Genomic DNA, 19628 nt, shown 5'->3' with positions numbered 1-19628 from the left:
GCTTATTTAAGCTTTTTCTCCAGACCGCCATTTATCCCAAAAGGATATTTGGCGGTTTGGCAGAAACCCCGTTTCACAGCCATAATTGAGATCATGGTTGAAAAAGTAAACCCAAAGGTAATCCCCATCCGTATTGACGAAGGCAAAGGCCTGTCGCCATCTATTGGCGCGCAACTGATCACGCCCCATAGTCACACTAAAGATGTCCGCGGACGTACCCTAAGAGATCTTCGCATCTCCGTAACGGATCGCTGCAACTTCCGCTGCAACTATTGCATGCCCAAAGAAGTGTTCGATCAAAACTATCCCTACTTAGCTCACAAAGAGTTATTAAGCTTTGAGGAAATTACTCGCCTTACTTCTATCTTCGCTACATTAGGCGTTGAAAAAATTAGGCTGACCGGTGGGGAGCCTTTGCTCCGCAAGAATTTAGAAGTACTGATTGAGATGTTGGCAAAAATTGAGACAGCCGAAGGTAAGCCACTTGATTTGACATTAACGACTAACGGCAGCATTCTACGCAAAAAAGCTGCTGCACTAAAAGCGGCTGGTCTGCATCGCTTGACAGTCAGTCTGGATGGCCTAGACGACGCTATCTTTAAAAAGATGAATGATGTCGACTTCCCGGTAGCAGATGTGCTCGATGGAATTGCCGCGGCGCAAGAGGTTGGCTTTGAGAATATTAAAGTCAATATGGTGGTTAAAAAAGGCACCAATGATCATGAGATTATTTCGATGGCCAAACACTTCAAAGGTAGCGGCATCATTCTGCGCTTTATTGAATTCATGGATGTGGGTAGTTCGAATGGTTGGAATATGGAGCAAGTTCTTCCGTCCAGAGAAGTCATTGCCCGTATTAATGAAGTGTATCCACTCGAGCCCGTAGAGGCCAACTATGCTGGCGAAGTTGCTCAGCGCTGGCGTTATGTGGATGGCTCAGGCGAGATTGGCGTGATCTCTAGCGTTACCCAAACCTTCTGTCACGAATGCTCTAGAGCACGTATCTCTACTGATGGGCAAATGTATCTCTGCCTTTTTGCAAATGAAGGATTTGATTTCAAAACTTTATTACGCTCAGGAAAAAGTAATTTAGAAATTGCCAATGCTGTCATGAATACCTGGTCCACTCGCGATGATCACTATTCTGAGATTCGCGGCTCTCATACCGCCAACCTATCTTCTGGTAATCGCAAGGTTGAAATGTCTTATATTGGTGGCTAATGATTTTGACTAAAGACATTACTGGACTCATTCTTGCCGGCGGTCGCGCCCAGCGTATGGGTGGCATCGATAAAGGCTTAATTTCTTTTCATAACAAGCCGCTGATTGAGTCGACTATTGCCAAGCTAAAGACTCAGACACAATCCATCATCATTAATGCCAACCGCAACATTACAAAGTATGCGGGCTACGGATACCCCGTCATCATGGACGAGACGCCAGATTTTTCTGGCCCCTTGGCGGGGTTCTCTGTAGGTCTAAAGGCTTGCAAAACTCCTTACCTTCTTACCTCACCCTGTGACTCCCCTTTGCTGCCGAATAATCTTGCCCAAGCATTGAGTGCAGAGATGGAGCGAGATGACTTTCAACTGGTGTATGCCTCTAGCAGAGAAACTGATGGCAAAGTATGGGCACAGCCAGTGTTTTGCTTAATGCGTACCAACTTACAAGACTCTCTCGCGAACTTTCTACTGAAGGGCGACCTCAAAATTGATCGCTGGTTTAAAGAGTTACATAGCAGTACCGTGATTTTTGAAGACCCGCAAGTTTTCGCGAATGTGAATACACCTGAAGAACTCAAGTCTCTTGAAGAAGTATCTGCATGAGTCATTCACCAAACCAACCTATTCTTTTAACCTCATCACTTCATGTAGATGATGCACGCAAGGCAATTGCAGGACTGGTCAACGACCTCATTCAAGAATCGGCAGCGATTAATGATCCTGCAGATATTGAAACTGTTGCACTAGATCAAGCGATCAATCGAATCTTGGCAGCAGATCTACTTTCACCAATCGATGTACCAGCTGCAGACAATTCTGCAATGGATGGCTTTGCATTTAACGGCGAATGTCTCAATACCAAGAGTGCCATTATTGAATTACGAGTTACTGGTACTGCGCTGGCTGGCAAGCCTTATGAAGGCAGTATTGGTCTAGGAGAATGCCTGAAGATCATGACTGGTGCGCTAATGCCGACTGGGTGCGATACCGTTATTCCACAAGAATTTACAACTGCAAAAGATGAATTCACCATTGAATTCAAGCAGGATCAATTAAAGCCCGGTGAGAACAGGCGTTTGCGTGGTGAAGATCTGCAAAAGAGTAGACCTGCAATTGCGGCTGGTCGTTTACTACGCCCCTCTGATCTCGGTTTAGCTGCTTCACTTGGCATTGCCTCATTGCCAGTCAAGCGCAAGCTCAAGGTTGCCATTCTGTCTTCAGGTGATGAGTTGCGTTCGCTAGGCCAAACATTGGATGCGGGCAGCATTTATGACAGCAATCGCTACAGCCTGACTGGTTTACTTAACCGCTTAAATCTGGACATCATTGACTGCGGTATTGTGCGCGATGATCCCACCTCTTTGAAGCAGGCATTTATTGAAGCAGCAAATAAGGCGGATGTATTGATTTCTTCTGGTGGTGTATCTGTTGGCGAAGCAGATTTCACGAAACAGATCATGCAAGAGTTGGGTGATGTCGGTTTTTGGAAAATTGCCATGCGTCCTGGCCGGCCCATGGCCTTTGGAGTCCTTAAGCCCGTAGCCGGAAAGTCGTCTACTCGCAAAACGCTTTTCTTTGGTTTACCAGGAAACCCAGTGGCAGTCATGGTGACTTTTTACCAATTTGTCCGAGCAGCCCTTCTGCAGCTGAATGGCGCCAATCAAACTGAACCGCCTCTTACCCAAGCCATTGCCGAAGCGCCTATCCGGAAAAAGCCAGGTCGCACAGAATTTCAACGCGCTATCCTAGGACGCAGCCCTGATGGCAAACCAACGGTCAGACTCACTGGCAGCCAAGGTGCGGGAATCTTGCGCTCAATGAGTGAGGCCAATTGCTTTGTCATCCTAGGTCACGAACAAGGAAATGTTGCTGCAGGAGACTGGGTAGATATAGCGCTTTTTGATGGACTGCTTTAAGATTGCGTCATCATGAAACTCACCAAAAAAGAACTCGTCTTTCTCGACCCAATGCATACCGCCAAAACCTTAGTTTTGGTTTACCTCTGCTTCTCTGTTCCAATCGTTTTATTGGCGCTATTTGTGGCCTTCATACGTGACGGCGCCATCCCTGGATTCACTGTGCTGTCGGCACTTATTCTCAATGCGTTACTTGGCTTTGGATTATTGTGGATTGCCTGCAAAGTCTATAACTGGGTTGCTGGAAAATTTGGCGGTATTGAATTAGCAATGCGGGAACTTCCAGAAGAAATTGACGCTGAGTAATTGGTATTTATTCGAAGCTACGCTTCAAGCAATAAAGCCGAGCATTGCTCGGCTTTATTTTTTACTACCTACGTAACCCAATGAACTCTACTAGCCCTTAAACATTTCTACATTAATAAGGCTGGGCGGTTTTTTACCCTCAAGTGCTGCGCGCAAATTATCTACTGCTAAATCCACCATTGCTCTACGTGTTTTTTCTGTAGCGCTAGCAATATGCGGAGCAAGTACTACATTACTCAATTTCAATAACTCAGGGTGCACCTTAGGCTCACCCTCAAAGACGTCTAAGCCAGCAGCAAAGATCTTTTTATCCTTGAGGGCTTGAGCTAGTGCCGTATCATCCACAATACCACCACGGGCAATGTTTATCAGGGTTGCCGTCGGTTTCATAAGGGCAATTTCTTTTGCGCCAATCGTATGATGACTCTCAGCGCTATAGGGCAATACTAAGACAACATGATCTGCAGTGCGCAGTAATTCTTCTTTAGAAACATATGTCGCATCACATGCTTTTTCATCAGCATCTGATAAGTGACTGCGATTGTGATAAATCACATTCATACCAAAACCTAAAGCACGTTTAGCAATGCCCTGACCAATACGGCCCATACCAATAATGCCTACAGTGCTGTGATGCAAATCCATCCCAAGGGGATTATTCACAATCGACCACTTATCCCATTGGCCTGCACGCACCCAATGTTCGGATTCGGTAATTCGTCTTGCTGTTGCCATCAGCAATGCGAATCCAAAGTCTGCCGTTGTATCCGTCAAAACATCTGGTGTATTGGTTGCCATCACACCAGCAGCAGTGATTGCTGGCACATCAAAATTGTTATATCCCACAGAGATATTGGCTATCACCTTCAAATCCTTGGCATGGGCCAAGGCATTCGCATCAATTCTTTCGCTGCCCGCCACTAAAGCCCCTACAACACCAGAGAGTTCTTTTTGCAGCTCTTCGGGACTAAAAATCCGATCCTCTTGATTAGATCGAACCTCGAAGGATTCTTCTAGTTTGGCTAAAGCCTCTGGAAAAATGGCTCTTGCCACCAAAATTTTGGGTTTTTGCATCCCTGCCTGGGTATTGGACTGTGTATTCATAGTGGGAACTTTACCTTAAGTAAATAAAGGGTTTTGCCTGAAAAATAGGCTATTTCGGCTAAAATTGAGCTTTTATAACTTAGCACCCAGCTTTTTGGGGCTCATGAAACAAATCCACCATGACTTACGTTGTTACCGAAGCTTGTATCCGCTGCAAATATACCGACTGCGTTGATGTTTGCCCAGTTGACTGCTTTCGCGAAGGCCCTAATTTTTTAGTGATTGATCCAGACGAGTGCATTGACTGCGCAGTTTGCGTACCTGAGTGCCCAGTCAATGCTATTTATGCTGAAGATGACGTACCTGGTGATCAACAAGCTTTTATTAAATTGAATGCCGATCTTTCTCCTTCATGGACTTCTATTACCAAGTCCAAAGCAGCACTTCCAGATGCTGAAGAGTGGAAAGATGTTAAAAATAAACTCGACCAGTTAGTAAAGTAATTTCTAGCTAATTAAATTCGTGTCACACTCACCCATAGAATCCGATGCCGTCATCATTGGCGCCGGCCCAGTGGGTCTCTTTCAAGTCTTTGAATTAGGCTTGCTAGAAATTAAAGTGCATGTGATTGATTCACTTCCAGAAGTTGGTGGTCAATGCATCGAGCTTTATCCAGATAAACCGATCTACGATATTCCCGCGATCCCTGTTTGTACTGGGCGTGAACTCACCAATAATTTATTAAAGCAAATTGAACCTTTTGGCGCCCAGTTTCATCTTGGTCAAGAGGTTAGCAGGCTTGAGCCCCAAGCCGATGGCCGCTTTCTGATTAGCACCTCACAAGACAATCACTTTTTAAGTAGAACCGTCTTTATTGCTGGTGGTGTTGGGGCATTCCAGCCACGCACCATCAACCTTGAAGGCATAGAAGCCCTGGTGGGCAAACATCTTTTCTACCACGTTAAAAATCCCGAGCAATTTGCTGGCAAAAGAATTGTCATTTGCGGGGGCGGTGATGCAGCTTTAGATTGGGCAATTCATTTTGCAGAGATTACAGCTAGCGTCACTTTGATTCATCGTCGCGATGAGTTCAAAGCAGCACCAAAGTCTATTGCCAGAATGCGTGAGCTTTGCGCCAATCATCAGATGGAGCTTCTGATTGGACAAGTGACCGGTTACGAAGCAACGGATGATCTACTTACCGAAATTACATTCACTAATATTGATGGTGAATCTAAACGGATTCCCTTAGATGACCTTTTAGTGTTTTATGGACTCTCTCCAAAGCTAGGGCCTATTGCTGAATGGGGTCTGAATATTGATCGCAAACAAATTTGCGTAGATACCGCTAAATTCCAAACCAGCACCCCCGGAATTTATGCAGTTGGCGACATCAATGTTTATCCAGGCAAGAAAAAACTCATCCTATCTGGATTTCATGAGGCCGCGCTGGCCGCCTTTGCAGCCGCCGAGTACCTGCACCCTGAAAAGCAGATTCAATTGCAATATACGACCACCTCCCCCAAGCTTCACAAGGTCCTGGGAGTGAAGTCGCCCACATTCGAGTAAGCTATCTCTAATTCGTTATTAAATAACCATTTTTAGCCAATATATATGCATCAATATCACGATCTCATGAAAGAAGTCCTCGCCAAGGGGGTTCAAAAGTCTGACAGGACTGGAACTGGCACAGTCTCAGTATTTGGGCACCAGATGCGCTTTAACTTGGCCGACGGGTTTCCGATGGTAACCACGAAAAAATTGCATCTCAAATCGATCATTTACGAATTGCTCTGGTTTCTCAAGGGCAGCACTAACAATAACTGGCTTAAAGAGCGTGGTGTTTCTATTTGGAATGAATGGGCCGCAGCTGATGGCGATTTAGGTCCGATCTATGGCTATCAGTGGCGCTCGTGGCCTGCTCCTAACGGTCAGCACATCGATCAAATCTCAGAAGTAGTTGAAACTATCAAGAAAAATCCGGACTCACGCCGAATTATTGTGTCCGCCTGGAACGTTGCAGATATTCCACGCATGGCTTTAGCACCATGCCACGCCTTCTTTCAGTTTTATGTAGCTGATGGCAAGTTGTCCTGCCAACTTTATCAACGCAGCGCTGATATTTTCTTGGGCGTTCCTTTTAATATTGCAAGCTATGCATTGTTAACGCATATGATGGCGCAACAATGCAATCTTGAGGTCGGTGATTTTATTTGGACTGGTGGCGATTGTCATTTATATAGCAATCATTTGGAGCAAGTAGAGCTTCAGTTATCACGGAACTTTTTCCCACTACCAAAGCTTAATATTTTGCGTAAACCTGATTCAATATTTGATTATGAGTTTGAAGACTTCGAAATCGTTGGTTACGAATCTCATCCCCACATTAAAGCTCCTGTAGCTATTTAAGAATCGTACTTATGACTCAACCTGCCATCTCCATGATTGTTGCGCGCTCGCGCAATCACGTCATCGGCCGCGATAACCAAATGCCTTGGAAAATATCGGCTGATTTACAGTTTTTCAAGCGCGTCACTATGGGCTTTCCTGTCATCATGGGTCGCAAGACCTGGGAATCCATTGGACGCCCTCTTCCTGGACGTCGCAATATCGTTGTGAGCCGCAATGCAAACTATCAAGCTACTGGTGGCGAATTAGTCGGCTCTCTTGATGAAGCCTTAAGGAGCTTGAGTGAATTCCCGCGTGTTTTTGTTATCGGTGGTGAACAACTATTTAAGCAAGCCTTTGATAAAGCGGATCGTCTCTACATTACCGAAATCGATTTAGATATTGAAGGCGGCGATACTTTCTTTGAGGTGCCCAATGAATCCTCCTGGAAAGAGATTGAGCGCACCCCTGGCTCCGAAGGCGATATCACCTTTAGCTTTATTACTTTAGAGCGCAAATAAAAAGGACTCCGAGGAGTCCTTTTTCTACAGCATAGTCTTGCAGTTACTTTTTACTGAACTACAATCTTTGCATCTTTTGCAATCTGACTTAAAAATTCAAATTGCTTTCTTTGCGTCATTCCAGCACGAATAGCCTGCTTTGCCTGCTCAAATGATGGCGGCTTGCTCGATTTTTTATCTTCCAACTTCATGAGGTACCAGCCTTGCTGCATCTGGATCGGGGCAGTAACTTGGCCTTTAGATAGCGAGGCTAAGGCAGAGGCTAATTGAGGACCTACCTGGCCAGCCTGAACCCATCCTACAGCTCCACCTTGAACTTTGTTCGGAGCCAATGAAACGCTCTTGGCAACCTTATCAAATGACTCGCCCTTTTTAATGCGTGCTAATGCAGCTTGCGCATCCGCCTCACTGGCCACTGCAATATCACTCACCTTATATTCAGTAATCATGCCTTGTGGACCCAATGAAGAAATCTCTTTGTTGTATTCAGCTTGGATATCCGCATCGGTGATTGGGTTTTTAGCCATATAAGTTGATAACTCAAGATCTGCCAGATAATTTTGACGAATCATCATGAGTTGCGTATTGGCTTTCTCAGAATTAGCCAAGCCATCTTTCTCTGCTTGCTGTGAAAGTAATAGCACTTCAACATACTTCTCAATCACCATTTTGCGTAGTTCTGGAGAATCTTTTTGCCCCTGAGAAATAGCAACCTTAATTCCTTGCTCAACCATGTCATTAGTAATGATGGCGCCGTTAACAGATGCTGCAGCATTAATTGGCAAACCACTTTGTTGTGCATAGGAGCCGCCTACAAGCGCACCCGTCAACAAGCCAGCAGCAATAAAGCGCACTACCATTGGATTAAATACAGAAGCAAAAGGTTTCATAAGGAACGTATCTTTCTAAAAATTAACCTCAATGTTACCAGCAGGCCAAGCTTAAATAGTCATAAGCAGCAGTAAAATCAAGCCATGTGCGTTCAATACCTCACTACCGTCAATGCTGATTGGGTTAAGACCCATTTTGATCTGGTTCTTCCGGCTTCAAATGCTCATGATGTGTTTCCGACCTACCCAGGGCCTATTGTTCTCAAAAGCCACAATACTGACCGCACCGCCATTGGTTTGGCTCGTTTTGGTTTATTGCCATCCTGGGCCAAAGAGGAAACCTTCGGAAGAAAAACGTATAACGCTAGAGCGGAAACGGTTGCGCAGAAGCCTTCTTATAAACATGCCTGGAAAAGTCGACATTACGCCCTTGCTTTAGCCGATGCTTTTTATGAGCCCTGTTATGAATCAGGCAAAGCGGTGCGTACTGCTATCCAACAAGCCAATCAAGAACCTATGGCGATTGCATCAATCTGGGATACCTGGACTGAACCTGAAACTGGTGAGCTTATCGTTTCTTTTTCTATGCTCACTATCGATGCTAGTGATCACCCCGTAATGCGGCGCATGCATAAACCCGAGGATGAAAAACGTGCAGTAGTTCCATTGCGCCCCGAACTTTTTAACGCTTGGCTTAATGCCACGCCTGAAGAAGCACAAGAATTACTACAGCTGAACTCTATTCCAGAACTAACGATCAGCTAAATACCTGCCTAGAAAGTAATAATAGGTTTTGTGGCTTGATAAGGATCGGCAGATTGAGTCTCTATTGCCTCCGCCTCTTCTTCACCCTCTGGCTGATTATAAAATTTTGAATCCAATGTGCGCTCTTTGGCTATACGAAGATCCTCTGCTCTTGGATCCACTGGACCAAATGGCCCCTCTACCGGAGAAAGAGTCTGGCTATTAAACTCTTTGATCTGCTGCGAGGTATACGGGGAGTACGTTGTCGATCCAGGGGGCTGGGGAGGGGCTTTAGTACAAGCCGAAAGGCCCACCAATAATAAAAGTGGACTTAACTTTGAGAAGAAGGTTTTCATGAGATCCATTGTAGGGTAGTACGTGATACCTATTCTTTTTATATTAATTACAATACTTGCATGAATTTACGTCGCTTCATCGCACTTACTCTTTTGAATCTACCGTCGGCTGCCTTCGCTATTGATTTGCAACCTAATGATATTGTGGCGCCATTACCAGGCAAGAGCCACGCCATGATCAGTTACCTAAATACAGAGAATGGTACTTTTTATAGGAATGGTGCAGCCGTTTCTACTAAACCATTTGGCAGCCCAGATATTGGCACTCAAAGCGCCATTGCCCGCATCAGCACAAGTTATGCAGTGAAAGATCTACCTGCTATCTCCTACATTCAAATCCCTTATGGCACGATTAAACCAGCAGGGTCATTGGCAAGTTACGCACCAAGCACTGGCGCTGGAGATCTCACATTTGCGACCGCATTCTGGCCCTATGCAGATAGGGAAAAGAGGAGGTACCTTGGTTTGGCCGCTTACTTAACAGCTCCTACTGGAAGCTATAACAGCCAGCAAGCTTTTAACGTTAGTGAGAACCGCTATAGATCCGATATTCAGATGGGCTATCAACAACCGATTATTGAGAATCTGGATGGCATGATTGCCGTTGATACGATGTGGTTCGGAGGCAATAGTCAGTGCGCTGCAGCGTGCTTTTCCGCAAATAATACCTCCCTCAATCAGAAGCCACTAACGACTACGCAGCTGGGTCCAATCTACAAGATCAATCAGACCTACACATTAGGTGCCTCATACTTTTATGTAGCAGGCGGCGCCACCACGATTGGTAATACCTATCAAAATAATGTTATGAATACTCAACGCTTCTTATTGAGCGCATTAGCGTATTACCCATTTGGCAGAATTAGTCTCCAGTATGGTCGTGACATGGAAATCAAGAATGGATTTGTCGAAACACGTCGCCTGATCGCGCGTTATACCGTCGAGTTCTAAGTAGATTTGCTTCGGATATTCTGAAGAAAATTTCTAATGGCTGGAATGCGGCAGATCAGCAATAGAAAAATAACGACTCCATAAACGGAGACTGTTCCTAAATCATTCTTGCCTGCTTTATGCCACCAATAGTGAACGATTGCAGTACATGCGATCACGTACACAAGCTTATGTAATAAATTCCAACGCCTACCGAGCTGGCGGACTGCCCATTGATTGGATGTTAAGGCCAAGGGGGTCAGCAGCACCAAACTCAAAAAGCCCATTGTAATAAAGGGTCGCTTAATGACATCATTCCACATGGATTGAAGATCTAGATTCTGATCCAACCAGAACCAGATTGAAAAATGAATAGCAGCGTAGAAGAAGCAAAAGAGCCCCAACATTCGACGCAGCTTGATCCATGTAGTCATACCCGTTAACAAGCGCAAGGGGGTCATGGCTAGCGTAATGCAGAGAAAGACCAGTGCCCAAGTACCCGTTGAGCGGGTGATAAATTCAATGGGGTTGGCACCTAAACCCTCATAAGCACCAAGCCAAATCAAGCGAGCTAGTGGCGCGAGGGATAAGAGAAAGACGGCGGTCTTAATAAACTTCATAAGACATATTAAACGACCCCATTCATTTAGAACCAATGGGGTCGTTTAATCAATTTCAATCAGGTTACAACTTAAGCCAAGCTCAAACCTTCCTTGCTGAGTGGGAAGTTCCGCACCGGTCTGCCGATTGCAGCAGAGATTGCGTTTGCAACAGCTGGGCCAACTACGCAGATGGTTGGCTCACCAACCCCACCCCAAAAATCAAAGCTCGGAACCAAGACTGTTTCAATTCTTGGTGTCGCAGACAGTTTCAGAAGCGGATAAGTATCCAAATTCTGCTGTTTAATGCGGCCGTTTTCGACAGAGATCTCCGGCAAGAAGATTGCACCCAATGCCATCGCCACAGAACCTTCAATTTGTTCACGTGTTAAGTATGGGTTAACCACATGACCAGAATTTAAGGCAAATACTAAGCGCGTGACTTTAACTACATTATTTTGCACAGTAACTTCCGCTACGCATGCAGAGTAACTGGCATAGCCCATGAACTGAGCAACACCTCGATACGTTCCTGCTGGCAATGGTTTATCCCAATCCGCCTTCTTGGCGGCAGCATTCAGAACACCCAAATGTTTTGGATGGCTTTGCATGAGTGCCTGTCTGAATTTCACAGGATCCTTGCCGGCCGCCTTAGCGCACTCATCCATGAAGCATTCCATGAAGATGCCGTTTTGATTGGTATTCACGCCACGCCATGGGCCAACGGGCACATGGGTATTCTTCATCACATACTCAGTTAAGAGTGTCGGGAAGGTATAACCAAGTTGAGCATCTGGACCCTTCTCATAAAAGCCTTGGAGCTGACGTTCATCTTTACCATTTTTAATAGCCTGTGGTGCCAAGGTGGCATTAATAGATTGACCCGCAACCTTAATATGCATGCCTGTCAAATTACCAGAGCCATCTATACCAGCAGTCATCTTTGCCATCGCTATTGGATGATAGTAATCATGAGTCATATCTTCTTCACGACTCCAAATGACTTTCACGGGTACGCCCGGAAATTTTTGCGCCACTTTAGCCGCAAATGTAGTGAAGTCTTGTGTTGATCCGCGACGACCCAGGCCACAACCAGAATCTAATTTATATACTTCGCAATTTGCGAGTGGGAATCCAGTCGCCTCAGATAAAGCTGCATGTGAGCCTTCACCATTTTGTGTTGGAACCCAAGCCTCCGCACGATCACCTGTGATCTTGACGGTGGCATTCATAGGCTCCATCGTGACGTGGGCACGATAAGGTGTGTAATAAATAGCCTCAACTTTCTTAGAGGCGCTATTAATAGCGGCAGGCGCATCCCCTTCCTTACGCTGCCAGAAATCTCCCTGCTCATCTAGACCATCCCGCAGCATTTTATTAATGCCATCTTGTGAGACGCTAGCAGCCTTACCCTCATCCCAAACGATTGGTAGCGCATTCAGGGCGGTGTTTGCATGCCACCAAGTATCAGCCACTACCGCAAGAGTGCTGTCATCAATCTTGACTACGCTCTTCACTCCGCGCATGTCTTTGATCTTGGCTTCGTCATAGCTCACCAATTTGCCACCAAAGACTGGGCACGCTTTTACGGATGCGCAAAGCATTCCGGGGAGCTGCAAATCAACGCCATAGACTTTTGATCCATTGACCTTATTGGCGGTATCGATACGTGCATAAGGTTGTCCAGCCACTTTCCAATTTCTTGGGTCTCTCAAAGTGATTGATTTAGGATCCGGTGGATTTAAGGTTGAAGCTAACTCAGCTACTTTTCCGTAAGTTGTTTTACGACCTGTTGCCGTATGAGTGATAACACCCTTATCCACGATTAATTCTGAAACAGGAACATTCCATTGATTAGCGGCTGCCTGCATGAGCATGATGCGCGCTGCTGCTGCACCACGACGTACATAGTCTTCAGAGATCCGAATACCACGACTACCGCCTGTACCGTGCTCACCCCAAACACGCTTGCGCGCTAAACTTTGGCCCGGAGTAGCTGACTGTGTTTTGACTTTTTTCCAATTGCACTCGAGCTCTTCGGTAACCAATTGGGCAAGGCCTGTACGCGTCCCTTGACCCATCTCTGATCGGGCAATTCTGATATAGACGGTATCGTCTGGCTTAATGCTAACCCAGGCATTTACCTCAGCCTCACCGGCTTGTAGCGGTGTGTTTGGATCATACTTAGCGCCAGCCTGAGCAAATGCTGCATCAGGCAATGCACCTATGCCCAGCATAAGTCCACCACCCAGCATAGTGCCCTTAATAATGAAGTCACGGCGTAAAGCATTTTCTAAAATAGGAGTTTGATTTTTTGTTGTCATGTTTTTCTCCTTAACCACGAGTCGCAGGAGTAGCGTTGTACTCGGCCAAAACATCTACTAATTTCTTTTGACCAGAAGCCACATGAATGCCATCCCGAATCTTTTGATAGGTTCCGCAACGGCAAAGATTTCCCATTGCGTTATCAATATCAACATCGGTAGGTTTTGGGTTTCGCTTTAACAGTGCTGCAGCGGCCATAATTTGACCAGACTGACAATAACCGCACTGAGGAACATCCAGTGCAATCCAGGCTTGCTGCACTGGATGCGTATTATTTTTAGAGAGTGCCTCAATAGTGGTAATTTTGGCCTTACCAACTGCAGACACCGGAATAGAGCAAGAACGCACTGGCTCGCCATTGAGGTAGACAGTACAAGCGCCACATTGCGCTACACCACAGCCATACTTGGTGCCGGTAAGCCCCACCACTTCTCGGATGGCCCATAACAAGGGCATATTTGGCTCAACGTCAATATTTTGAACCTGGCCATTAATATCTAATTGCACGCTGTCTCCTATGGTTTTTCTTTTCAAAAGACTATAAATCATTCTGGACTTTTTGCGCTCGCACATAAATGTCTTGGCCTAGGGCAAAACCCTATCGAATTGCGCTGTAATTTGCTATCCTAAGTACCCAATTAAGGATAAATATGACCGAAGAAAACCAAACCCAGAACGACGAAGATTTTGACTATGGGTGCGAGTGTGCGATGACCTTGCTCAACGAGCCAACCGAGGACCGCCTAAACGACTTAATTGATGATTTGGATGAAGATGGAATGATCTCCACTGAAGTGGTCTATGGTTTATTGGCCACCATCCTCATGAGCATGAATGAGGAAGAACACGAAGGCGATGAGCACTAATTAGCCGAGCTTAACCTGGGAAGCAAAGGCATCCATTGCCTTTGCCAACTGAATATCTAATTTAGTTAAAGTCCCAGCCGAATGGGTGGTCAATTCCACCATCACCTTATTCCAAGAGTTTGACCAATCAGGATGATGGTCAATTTCTTCGGCATATTGCGCACAGAGCGTCATAAATTCAAATGCTTGCTTGAAGTCTGTAAAAGCAAACTCCCGCACAATCCTTTTGCCACTGCTATCAAGTGACCACAAGGGTATTTCTTGCTCTAAATTGAAGTTATCAACCATTCAGACGGATTACCTTTAAGTGGGAACGCTTTGTGAGAGATGCTTTAAATCCTCTGGATAGAGCCAACGCCATTCACCCTCAGCTAGATCAGCAGGCATTTGATAAGCACCAATCTTAGTACGATGCAATTTGTCAACATGATTACCAACAGCAACCATCATTCGCTTCACCTGGTGATATCGGCCTTCGACTATCGTCATAGCGAGCACATGATCAGAAATTTGTTGGCACGCTGTTGCAAAGCAAGGCTTAGGATCATCATCAAGCACAACGCCATTCATTAAGTGATCGATTTGTTTTTGAGTAATGGGCTCGGGTGTCGTGATCTCATAAACCTTACCAATATTTTTCTTGGGAGTTGTCATCTTATGGATGAACTGACCGTCATCCGAAATCAAAAGCAATCCAGTGGTGTCATAGTCAAGGCGACCTACGCATTGCAAGCCTCTTTCTACAAAAGGACTCGGCAACAAACTATAAACACTAGGATGGTGCGTTGTTTTATGTGAGCACTCGTAATTGGCTGGCTTGTTAAAGGCAAGATAAGCCTTCTCGTGATATTCCCAGTCCTTACCCTCTACATTGAGCATCAGATTTTCTGTCGAAATTCTTTCTTCTGGATCCTCAGCCAATACGCCGTTTACCTTTACGAGCTCAGCGTAGACCAAATCACTACAGTAGCGACGAGTACCAAAGCCTTGGCTAAAAAGTATTTTTTCTAGGGAGATCGGTTTTGCCATATGCTGCAAAGGATACTACAGAGGCTAATTACGTTGAGTTGAGGGTATTTTCTACAATTCATTATGATTGGGTATTCCCGCCATTTATAGACGCTATTACGATGCTCTCCACCCCAAAACCACGATCCCTTTTACATACTAGAGAAATTACTTTTCAAGGGTATGCAAGAGACGACGGTCTTTGGGATATCGAAGGGCACCTTAAAGACTTCAAAACGAACCCTTTTCAAACGAGCGCAAAAACTTGGCAGCCGGGCGAAGCTTTTCATGACATGTGGGTGCGAGTCACGCTTGATAAAGAATTTGTCATCAAAGATATTGAAGCCGTGATGGATGGGCAACCTCATGCAGAATGCACAACCGCTATTCCACCAATGGATGGTTTGATTGGGTCACAGATAGGCAAAGGCTGGCGCAAAACGATAGATACTCACCTTGGCGGCATCAAAGGCTGCACTCATCTACGTGAGCTTCTCGTCAGCCTTGCTACGGCAGCTTATCAATCTGTTCCAGGCGCCTTCTTTAATCCGGATAGTGATAAACCGCCGCTGTACTTAGGCACCTGCAAATCTTGGGACTTTGATGGCCCCGTAGTAATGCGTGTGTACCCTAAGTTTTATCAGTGGAATAAATCCAAGACTTAAAACTCACCGCGATGCACATTAAATGCATTAAAGGCTTGCTGGACTGGCATTACCTCAAGGACATTGATGTTGATATGGCTTGGCAAGGTAGCTGACCAATAAATAGTTTCAGCCACATCATCAGCACTTAAAGCCTGAACGCCGGTATAAACCTTCTCCGCTTTCTCGTCATCACCTTTAAAGCGAACATTCGAGAACTCAGTGCCAGCACACATACCAGGCTCAATGCATGTCACGCGCACGGGAGTACCAATGAGATCGGCGCGTAAATTTAAACTAAATTGCTTAACAAATGCTTTGGTACCGCCATAAACATTACCGCCCGGGTAAGGGTAGTTTGCAGCTACAGAGCCCAAATTAATGACATGACCACACTTGCGCTCTACCATGCCTGGAAGGAAAGCGCGGCTCATATGAACAAGTCCTTTAATGTTGGTATCAATCATTTGATCCCAATCACTCAAAAATGCTTTATGAGCTGGCTCTAAACCCAAAGCAAGGCCGGCATTATTCACCAAAACAGATACCTTAGAAAATTCTGCTGGCAGCGCACTAGCCAGAGCATCGACTTGAGCACTGTCGCAAACATCCACCACCATCGTGAGTAGTTTTTTCTGCTGCTCAGCTGGCAAGGAATTTTTTAAAGCCTCTAAACGCTCAGCTCTTCTACCAACAGCAACAACTTGGTGACCATTGGCCAAAAAGCGGCGAGCAGTTGCCTCTCCAAATCCTGCGGTAGCGCCAGTAACTAATACGGTATGTTTCATACTTCCTCTTCAAATCTTTAGTGAATGGTGGTTTGTAATTTAATATTAATGCCTATGTGGGATTCCTGCGCTTACTGACATTTGCCTGCTTATGCATGCACGCCACTTTAGTGTGGGCCGTCGAGCAATTTTCCCTTGCCCCTATTTTAGAGCCTATGAACGCATCTCAAGCAAGATCAACCAAGGTTCCCCCCTCTAGCTTTGCTGCACCTGATTTCACGAGTGCTTTAGGTAGCCACTGAATAAACTCATTCATATCCATATTGAGTAGTTTTGCTGCGCTGATAAGTGCAGGAGTATTAGCAATCCAATCATTTACTTGTGCAAGATCACGACTACGCCACTCTAATAAGCGATATTTCAACAATACTTTAGCGCCATGGCGTGCATTGCGGTCAGGATCGGATGCCAAATAATCTAATCTTGAGCGTGCAGTAGCCAGCGATTTTGCGACATCGATAAATGGTGCGCCATGCCCCGGGATTACCAGATCCACGGGGATTGTTTCAATTAAATCCAAAGTCTGCGCTACCTCTTCAAACCCAGCCTCACCCCATAGCTCAGGAAAAATGACTCCGAAGCCTTCTTCCCACAATGCATCAGCTGAAATTAAGATGCGATGATCAGCCTGATACAACATGATCGAATGGGGATCATGTCCAGGGGCAGCTAATATCTTCCAAATATATTTCCCCAGCAAGATCTCCTCGCCTGGAATTAATACTGCGTGATGAGCAAACTGTGGACATTCTTGCCCTAGGTTGTCATAGCTCAATAAGGTGCTATCCCAGTTTTTAACAGCAATCTCTTCAGCGGCAGGAATATATATTTCGCTATTGAATGCTGTTGCTAAGGCTGCATTACCACCGCAATGATCCGAATGCAGATGGGTATTCACAAGCTTATTGAGCTTTGGTAATTGATGTTTTTTTAGAGCGTTACGAACCAAATCTACGGTGAGATTTTGGTGGGCACAGTATCCAGAGTCCACCAAAGCAACATCATTATCACTAAAGTGCAGGATATTATTGGCTGAGAGCCAACCTCTTTCAAATACTTCAATGCCAGGCGGTAATAAATGCGTTGTCATACCTTAGTTACTTTGCTTGAGAAGTGATCTCTAGTTTCCGCGTATCAAACTGCTGCGCTTGCAAACGCTGTAACGTGTCTTCGTAGACTTTTTTATCTATCTGTGGAGTTCTAGACAGAATCCAAAGATATTCACGACGTGGATCACTTACAACCGCTACTTGATACTGAGAATCTAGATCAATTACCCAATAATCACCCCATACCATTGGGATAAAGGCTAGCCAAGCCGGTGCAAAGCGAACCTCTAGCTTTGGAGAGTCCTTAGGCCCGATCTGTCGAGCCGTTCCCTCAGCTTCTGAAACCTCTCCATCAGCTGTTTTGCAGCTATTTAAAACTTTCAAAGTTCCATCGGCCCTAGCCGAATAAACCGCCTTGGTATTGCTAGCGCATTTCTTCTGAAACCAGTTTGGGTATTTGGCAATCTCATACCAAGTCCCTAGATAACGCTGTACATCTAACGATGGAATCGTCTTTACCGGTATATCACTTCCCTGCCCGTAAGCAGAAAAGCCAAACAACAAAATGAAGGCACTAAAAAATACTGAATAAATTTTGCTCATTCCTAATAGTACTTCTTCAGATCCATCCCCGTGTACATACTGGCTACTTGCTCACCATAACCATTAAACATTTGGGTTTTGATCTTAGGCGCAAACATTCCTTTAGGATCGCCAATACGACGTTCAACCGCCTGACTCCAGCGTGGGTGATCTACCTGAGGGTTCACGTTGGAATAAAAACCATATTCACGTGCATCAAATTGATTCCAGCTAGTCTTAGGCATTTCTTCTGTAAAACGAATTTTGACAATAGACTTGGCGCTCTTAAAACCATACTTCCAAGGCACCACAATGCGGACTGGAGCTCCATTTTGCTTAGGCAAGACCTCGCCATACAAACCAAAGGTAAGTAGCGTCAATGGATTCATTGCCTCATCCATACGCAAGCCTTCGCGATAAGGCCAATCGATGATGTTGCTTTTGACTCCTGGCATTTGTTTGCGGTCAGCTAGAGAAATAAATTCCACATACTTTGCCGATCCTAGTGGCTCAACCTTACTAATTAACTTGGAGAGTGAGTAACCATCCCAAGGAATAACCATAGACCAACCCTCAACGCAACGCATCCGATAAATACGCTCCTCCATCGGGGCCAATTTTAGGAGGGCATCAATATCCAGCGTCATTGGTTTTTTTACCAAGCCCTCAATGGATATTGTCCAGGGACGAGTTTGTAAGCTCTCTGCATGCGCTGCTGGATCCGCCTTATCTGTACCGAATTCGTAAAAGTTGTTATAGCTAGTGACAAATTTATATGGGGTTAGGCCTTCCTTATCCGCAAAGGCGGGATTTAGCGCTGCAGCTAATTTTTCGGGAGTAGAAGCAAGCGCCTCTCTTGAAAACCAAGGGGCCAAAGCCATTCCGAAGCCCCCTGCAGCTGCTGTCTTGATGATGGTGCGGCGGTTTTCAAAAACTTCTTTTGGAGTGATGTCGCTTGCAAGAATTGTCTTATCGATAAAACGCATACCGAACCCCTTAAGGAATGTAATAGACCTATTTTGCTACCGATGGGGATTTCTTGCTTAAGTTTGGCTGCTGCGCATCTTATTCATCAAAGCAAGGCTATGCTTATCCATACCGCCCACCATTTCAACCAAATGAGGATAGTCTCGAGTAAGTGTTTCACCGCCATAAAAGCGCAATAACCAATCTGGAAAGTTGCGCTCAGTAATCTCACGAATTTCCAAGAGCTCTACACGGTGATGGCGCTTATCTTCCTGAATTCGCTTCCAAGCTCGCATCACACTAGTTCGCTCACCTTCCATAATTTGACCAAACTGCTGGTTGTCATATAAGAGAATGCCAGTGACTCCATTTTTCTGATTAAAGGTGCGTGCAGACTCCAACAATCGCATCAGGCCCACAAAAGACATATCCGAGACTGCTTCGCTCAGATAACTCAATTCAACGAGGTCTTTTGGTTTTGCCATCAATCAAACAATGTCAACGGGGGGGTATGAATAAAAAAGGCAAACTCGGAAGTTTGCC

General features: G+C 45.3%; 25 protein-coding genes. 12 read left to right on the top strand and 13 right to left on the bottom strand.

Annotated features, from left to right (window positions below; genetic code table 11):
- The first annotated feature begins 93 nt into the window (after nt 1–93).
- From moaA to ICN20_RS06235, 4 genes are read left to right on the top strand one after another with little or no spacing between them, the layout of a single operon-like run.
- Nucleotides 94–1221, top strand: coding sequence for a GTP 3',8-cyclase MoaA (gene moaA / locus ICN20_RS06250; protein ID WP_216238867.1), 1128 nt, complete (start codon nt 94–96; stop codon nt 1219–1221).
- Complete coding sequence (gene mobA / locus ICN20_RS06245) at nt 1221–1826, top strand: molybdenum cofactor guanylyltransferase MobA (protein WP_216238865.1); 606 nt, start codon at nt 1221–1223, stop codon at nt 1824–1826. Before moaA ends, mobA begins: the two co-directional genes overlap by 1 nt.
- Nucleotides 1823–3139: a gephyrin-like molybdotransferase Glp gene (gene glp, locus ICN20_RS06240; protein WP_216238863.1), complete on the top strand. Its 1317-nt coding sequence runs from the start codon at nt 1823–1825 to the stop codon at nt 3137–3139. The genes mobA and glp overlap by 4 nt, the downstream gene beginning before the upstream one ends.
- A 12-nt stretch (nt 3140–3151) precedes the next feature.
- On the top strand, nt 3152–3445 hold the full coding sequence (locus ICN20_RS06235) for a hypothetical protein (protein WP_215400911.1): 294 nt from the start codon (nt 3152–3154) through the stop codon (nt 3443–3445).
- 90 nt (nt 3446–3535) lie between these two features.
- Here ICN20_RS06235 and ICN20_RS06230 read toward each other — a convergent pair whose 3' ends face one another.
- Nucleotides 3536–4519 carry a D-glycerate dehydrogenase gene (locus ICN20_RS06230; protein ID WP_216240333.1) on the bottom strand — a complete coding sequence of 328 codons (984 nt, stop codon included), beginning with the start codon at nt 4517–4519 and terminating at the stop codon, nt 3536–3538.
- A gap of 149 nt (nt 4520–4668) precedes the next feature.
- On the opposite strand from ICN20_RS06230, the gene fdxA reads away from it, so the two are divergent.
- Genes fdxA through ICN20_RS06210 form a run of 4 tightly spaced genes read left to right on the top strand, consistent with a single transcriptional unit; the run spans nt 4669 to nt 7398 of the window.
- Nucleotides 4669–4992: a ferredoxin FdxA gene (gene fdxA, locus ICN20_RS06225; RefSeq protein ID WP_216238862.1), complete on the top strand. Its 324-nt coding sequence runs from the start codon at nt 4669–4671 to the stop codon at nt 4990–4992.
- 19 nt (nt 4993–5011) lie between these two features.
- Entirely contained in the window at nt 5012–6058 is a 1047-nt protein-coding gene (locus ICN20_RS06220; RefSeq protein ID WP_216238861.1) for an FAD-dependent oxidoreductase, read from the top strand.
- 45 nt (nt 6059–6103) lie between these two features.
- Entirely contained in the window at nt 6104–6898 is a 795-nt protein-coding gene (locus tag ICN20_RS06215) for a thymidylate synthase (protein ID WP_216238860.1), read from the top strand.
- A gap of 11 nt (nt 6899–6909) precedes the next feature.
- Complete coding sequence (locus ICN20_RS06210) at nt 6910–7398, top strand: dihydrofolate reductase (protein ID WP_216238859.1); 489 nt, start codon at nt 6910–6912, stop codon at nt 7396–7398.
- Nucleotides 7399–7448: 50 nt separating this feature from the next.
- Here the strand turns inward: ICN20_RS06210 and ICN20_RS06205 are convergent, their stop codons facing one another.
- Entirely contained in the window at nt 7449–8288 is an 840-nt protein-coding gene (locus ICN20_RS06205) for a peptidylprolyl isomerase (RefSeq protein ID WP_255534672.1), read from the bottom strand.
- Between the two features lie 84 nt (nt 8289–8372).
- Between ICN20_RS06205 and ICN20_RS06200 the strand changes: the two genes are divergently transcribed.
- Entirely contained in the window at nt 8373–8993 is a 621-nt protein-coding gene (locus ICN20_RS06200) for an SOS response-associated peptidase (RefSeq protein ID WP_216238853.1), read from the top strand.
- Between the two features lie 8 nt (nt 8994–9001).
- On the opposite strand, the gene ICN20_RS06195 is transcribed toward ICN20_RS06200, so the two are convergent.
- A complete protein-coding gene (locus ICN20_RS06195; protein WP_255534671.1) occupies nt 9002–9328 on the bottom strand; it encodes a hypothetical protein in 327 nt (108 codons plus the stop codon).
- 60 nt (nt 9329–9388) lie between these two features.
- On the opposite strand from ICN20_RS06195, the gene ICN20_RS06190 reads away from it, so the two are divergent.
- Nucleotides 9389–10279, top strand: coding sequence for a transporter (locus ICN20_RS06190; protein ID WP_216238851.1), 891 nt, complete (start codon nt 9389–9391; stop codon nt 10277–10279).
- On the opposite strand, the gene ICN20_RS06185 is transcribed toward ICN20_RS06190, so the two are convergent.
- The 3 genes from ICN20_RS06185 to ICN20_RS06175 all read right to left on the bottom strand — a co-directional run bounded on the left by ICN20_RS06185 (nt 10276) and on the right by ICN20_RS06175 (nt 13731).
- Nucleotides 10276–10878: a sulfite oxidase heme-binding subunit YedZ gene (locus ICN20_RS06185; protein ID WP_216238849.1), complete on the bottom strand. Its 603-nt coding sequence runs from the start codon at nt 10876–10878 to the stop codon at nt 10276–10278. The two genes, ICN20_RS06190 and ICN20_RS06185, sit on opposite strands and share 4 nt — an antisense overlap.
- Nucleotides 10879–10949: 71 nt before the next feature.
- A complete protein-coding gene (locus ICN20_RS06180) occupies nt 10950–13181 on the bottom strand; it encodes a molybdopterin cofactor-binding domain-containing protein (protein ID WP_216238847.1) in 2232 nt (743 codons plus the stop codon).
- 10 nt (nt 13182–13191) lie between these two features.
- Complete coding sequence (locus ICN20_RS06175) at nt 13192–13731, bottom strand: (2Fe-2S)-binding protein (RefSeq protein WP_216238845.1); 540 nt, start codon at nt 13729–13731, stop codon at nt 13192–13194.
- A gap of 101 nt (nt 13732–13832) precedes the next feature.
- On the opposite strand from ICN20_RS06175, the gene ICN20_RS06170 reads away from it, so the two are divergent.
- The gene (locus tag ICN20_RS06170; protein ID WP_216227074.1) at nt 13833–14048 is read left to right on the top strand and encodes a hypothetical protein; all 216 of its coding nucleotides are present in this window, start codon (nt 13833–13835) and stop codon (nt 14046–14048) included.
- Here the strand turns inward: ICN20_RS06170 and ICN20_RS06165 are convergent, their stop codons facing one another.
- Together ICN20_RS06165 and ICN20_RS06160 are read right to left on the bottom strand one after the other, a co-directional pair.
- A complete protein-coding gene (locus ICN20_RS06165; protein WP_216238843.1) occupies nt 14049–14336 on the bottom strand; it encodes a 4a-hydroxytetrahydrobiopterin dehydratase in 288 nt (95 codons plus the stop codon).
- A 15-nt stretch (nt 14337–14351) separates the two neighbouring features.
- The gene (locus tag ICN20_RS06160; RefSeq protein ID WP_216238841.1) at nt 14352–15077 is read right to left on the bottom strand and encodes a pseudouridine synthase; all 726 of its coding nucleotides are present in this window, start codon (nt 15075–15077) and stop codon (nt 14352–14354) included.
- Between the two features lie 101 nt (nt 15078–15178).
- On the opposite strand from ICN20_RS06160, the gene ICN20_RS06155 reads away from it, so the two are divergent.
- Nucleotides 15179–15721 (top strand): DUF2889 domain-containing protein, encoded by a 543-nt coding sequence (locus ICN20_RS06155; RefSeq protein ID WP_216238839.1) that lies wholly within the window; start codon nt 15179–15181, stop codon nt 15719–15721.
- Here ICN20_RS06155 and ICN20_RS06150 read toward each other — a convergent pair.
- From ICN20_RS06150 to ICN20_RS06130, 5 genes are all read right to left on the bottom strand, one after another.
- Nucleotides 15718–16488, bottom strand: a complete 771-nt coding sequence (locus tag ICN20_RS06150) for an SDR family oxidoreductase (RefSeq protein ID WP_216238837.1) — start codon at nt 16486–16488, stop codon at nt 15718–15720. The genes ICN20_RS06155 and ICN20_RS06150 overlap by 4 nt on opposite strands.
- Nucleotides 16489–16654: 166 nt before the next feature.
- Nucleotides 16655–17578 carry an MBL fold metallo-hydrolase gene (locus tag ICN20_RS06145; protein WP_216238835.1) on the bottom strand — a complete coding sequence of 308 codons (924 nt, stop codon included), beginning with the start codon at nt 17576–17578 and terminating at the stop codon, nt 16655–16657.
- A gap of 7 nt (nt 17579–17585) precedes the next feature.
- Nucleotides 17586–18140, bottom strand: coding sequence for a lipocalin family protein (locus ICN20_RS06140; RefSeq protein WP_216238833.1), 555 nt, complete (start codon nt 18138–18140; stop codon nt 17586–17588).
- Nucleotides 18141–18142: 2 nt separating this feature from the next.
- Complete coding sequence (msrP, locus tag ICN20_RS06135) at nt 18143–19105, bottom strand: protein-methionine-sulfoxide reductase catalytic subunit MsrP (RefSeq protein WP_216238831.1); 963 nt, start codon at nt 19103–19105, stop codon at nt 18143–18145.
- A 57-nt stretch (nt 19106–19162) separates the two neighbouring features.
- A complete protein-coding gene (locus tag ICN20_RS06130; protein WP_216238829.1) occupies nt 19163–19570 on the bottom strand; it encodes a BLUF domain-containing protein in 408 nt (135 codons plus the stop codon).
- Nucleotides 19571–19628: the final 58 nt, after the last annotated feature.

Source organism: Polynucleobacter sp. JS-Polo-80-F4 (assembly GCF_018881965.1).
Lineage (GTDB): Bacteria > Pseudomonadota > Gammaproteobacteria > Burkholderiales > Burkholderiaceae > Polynucleobacter.
The sequence above is the reverse complement of the archived record's forward strand: the minus strand, read 5'-3'. Positions and strand labels throughout refer to the sequence as shown.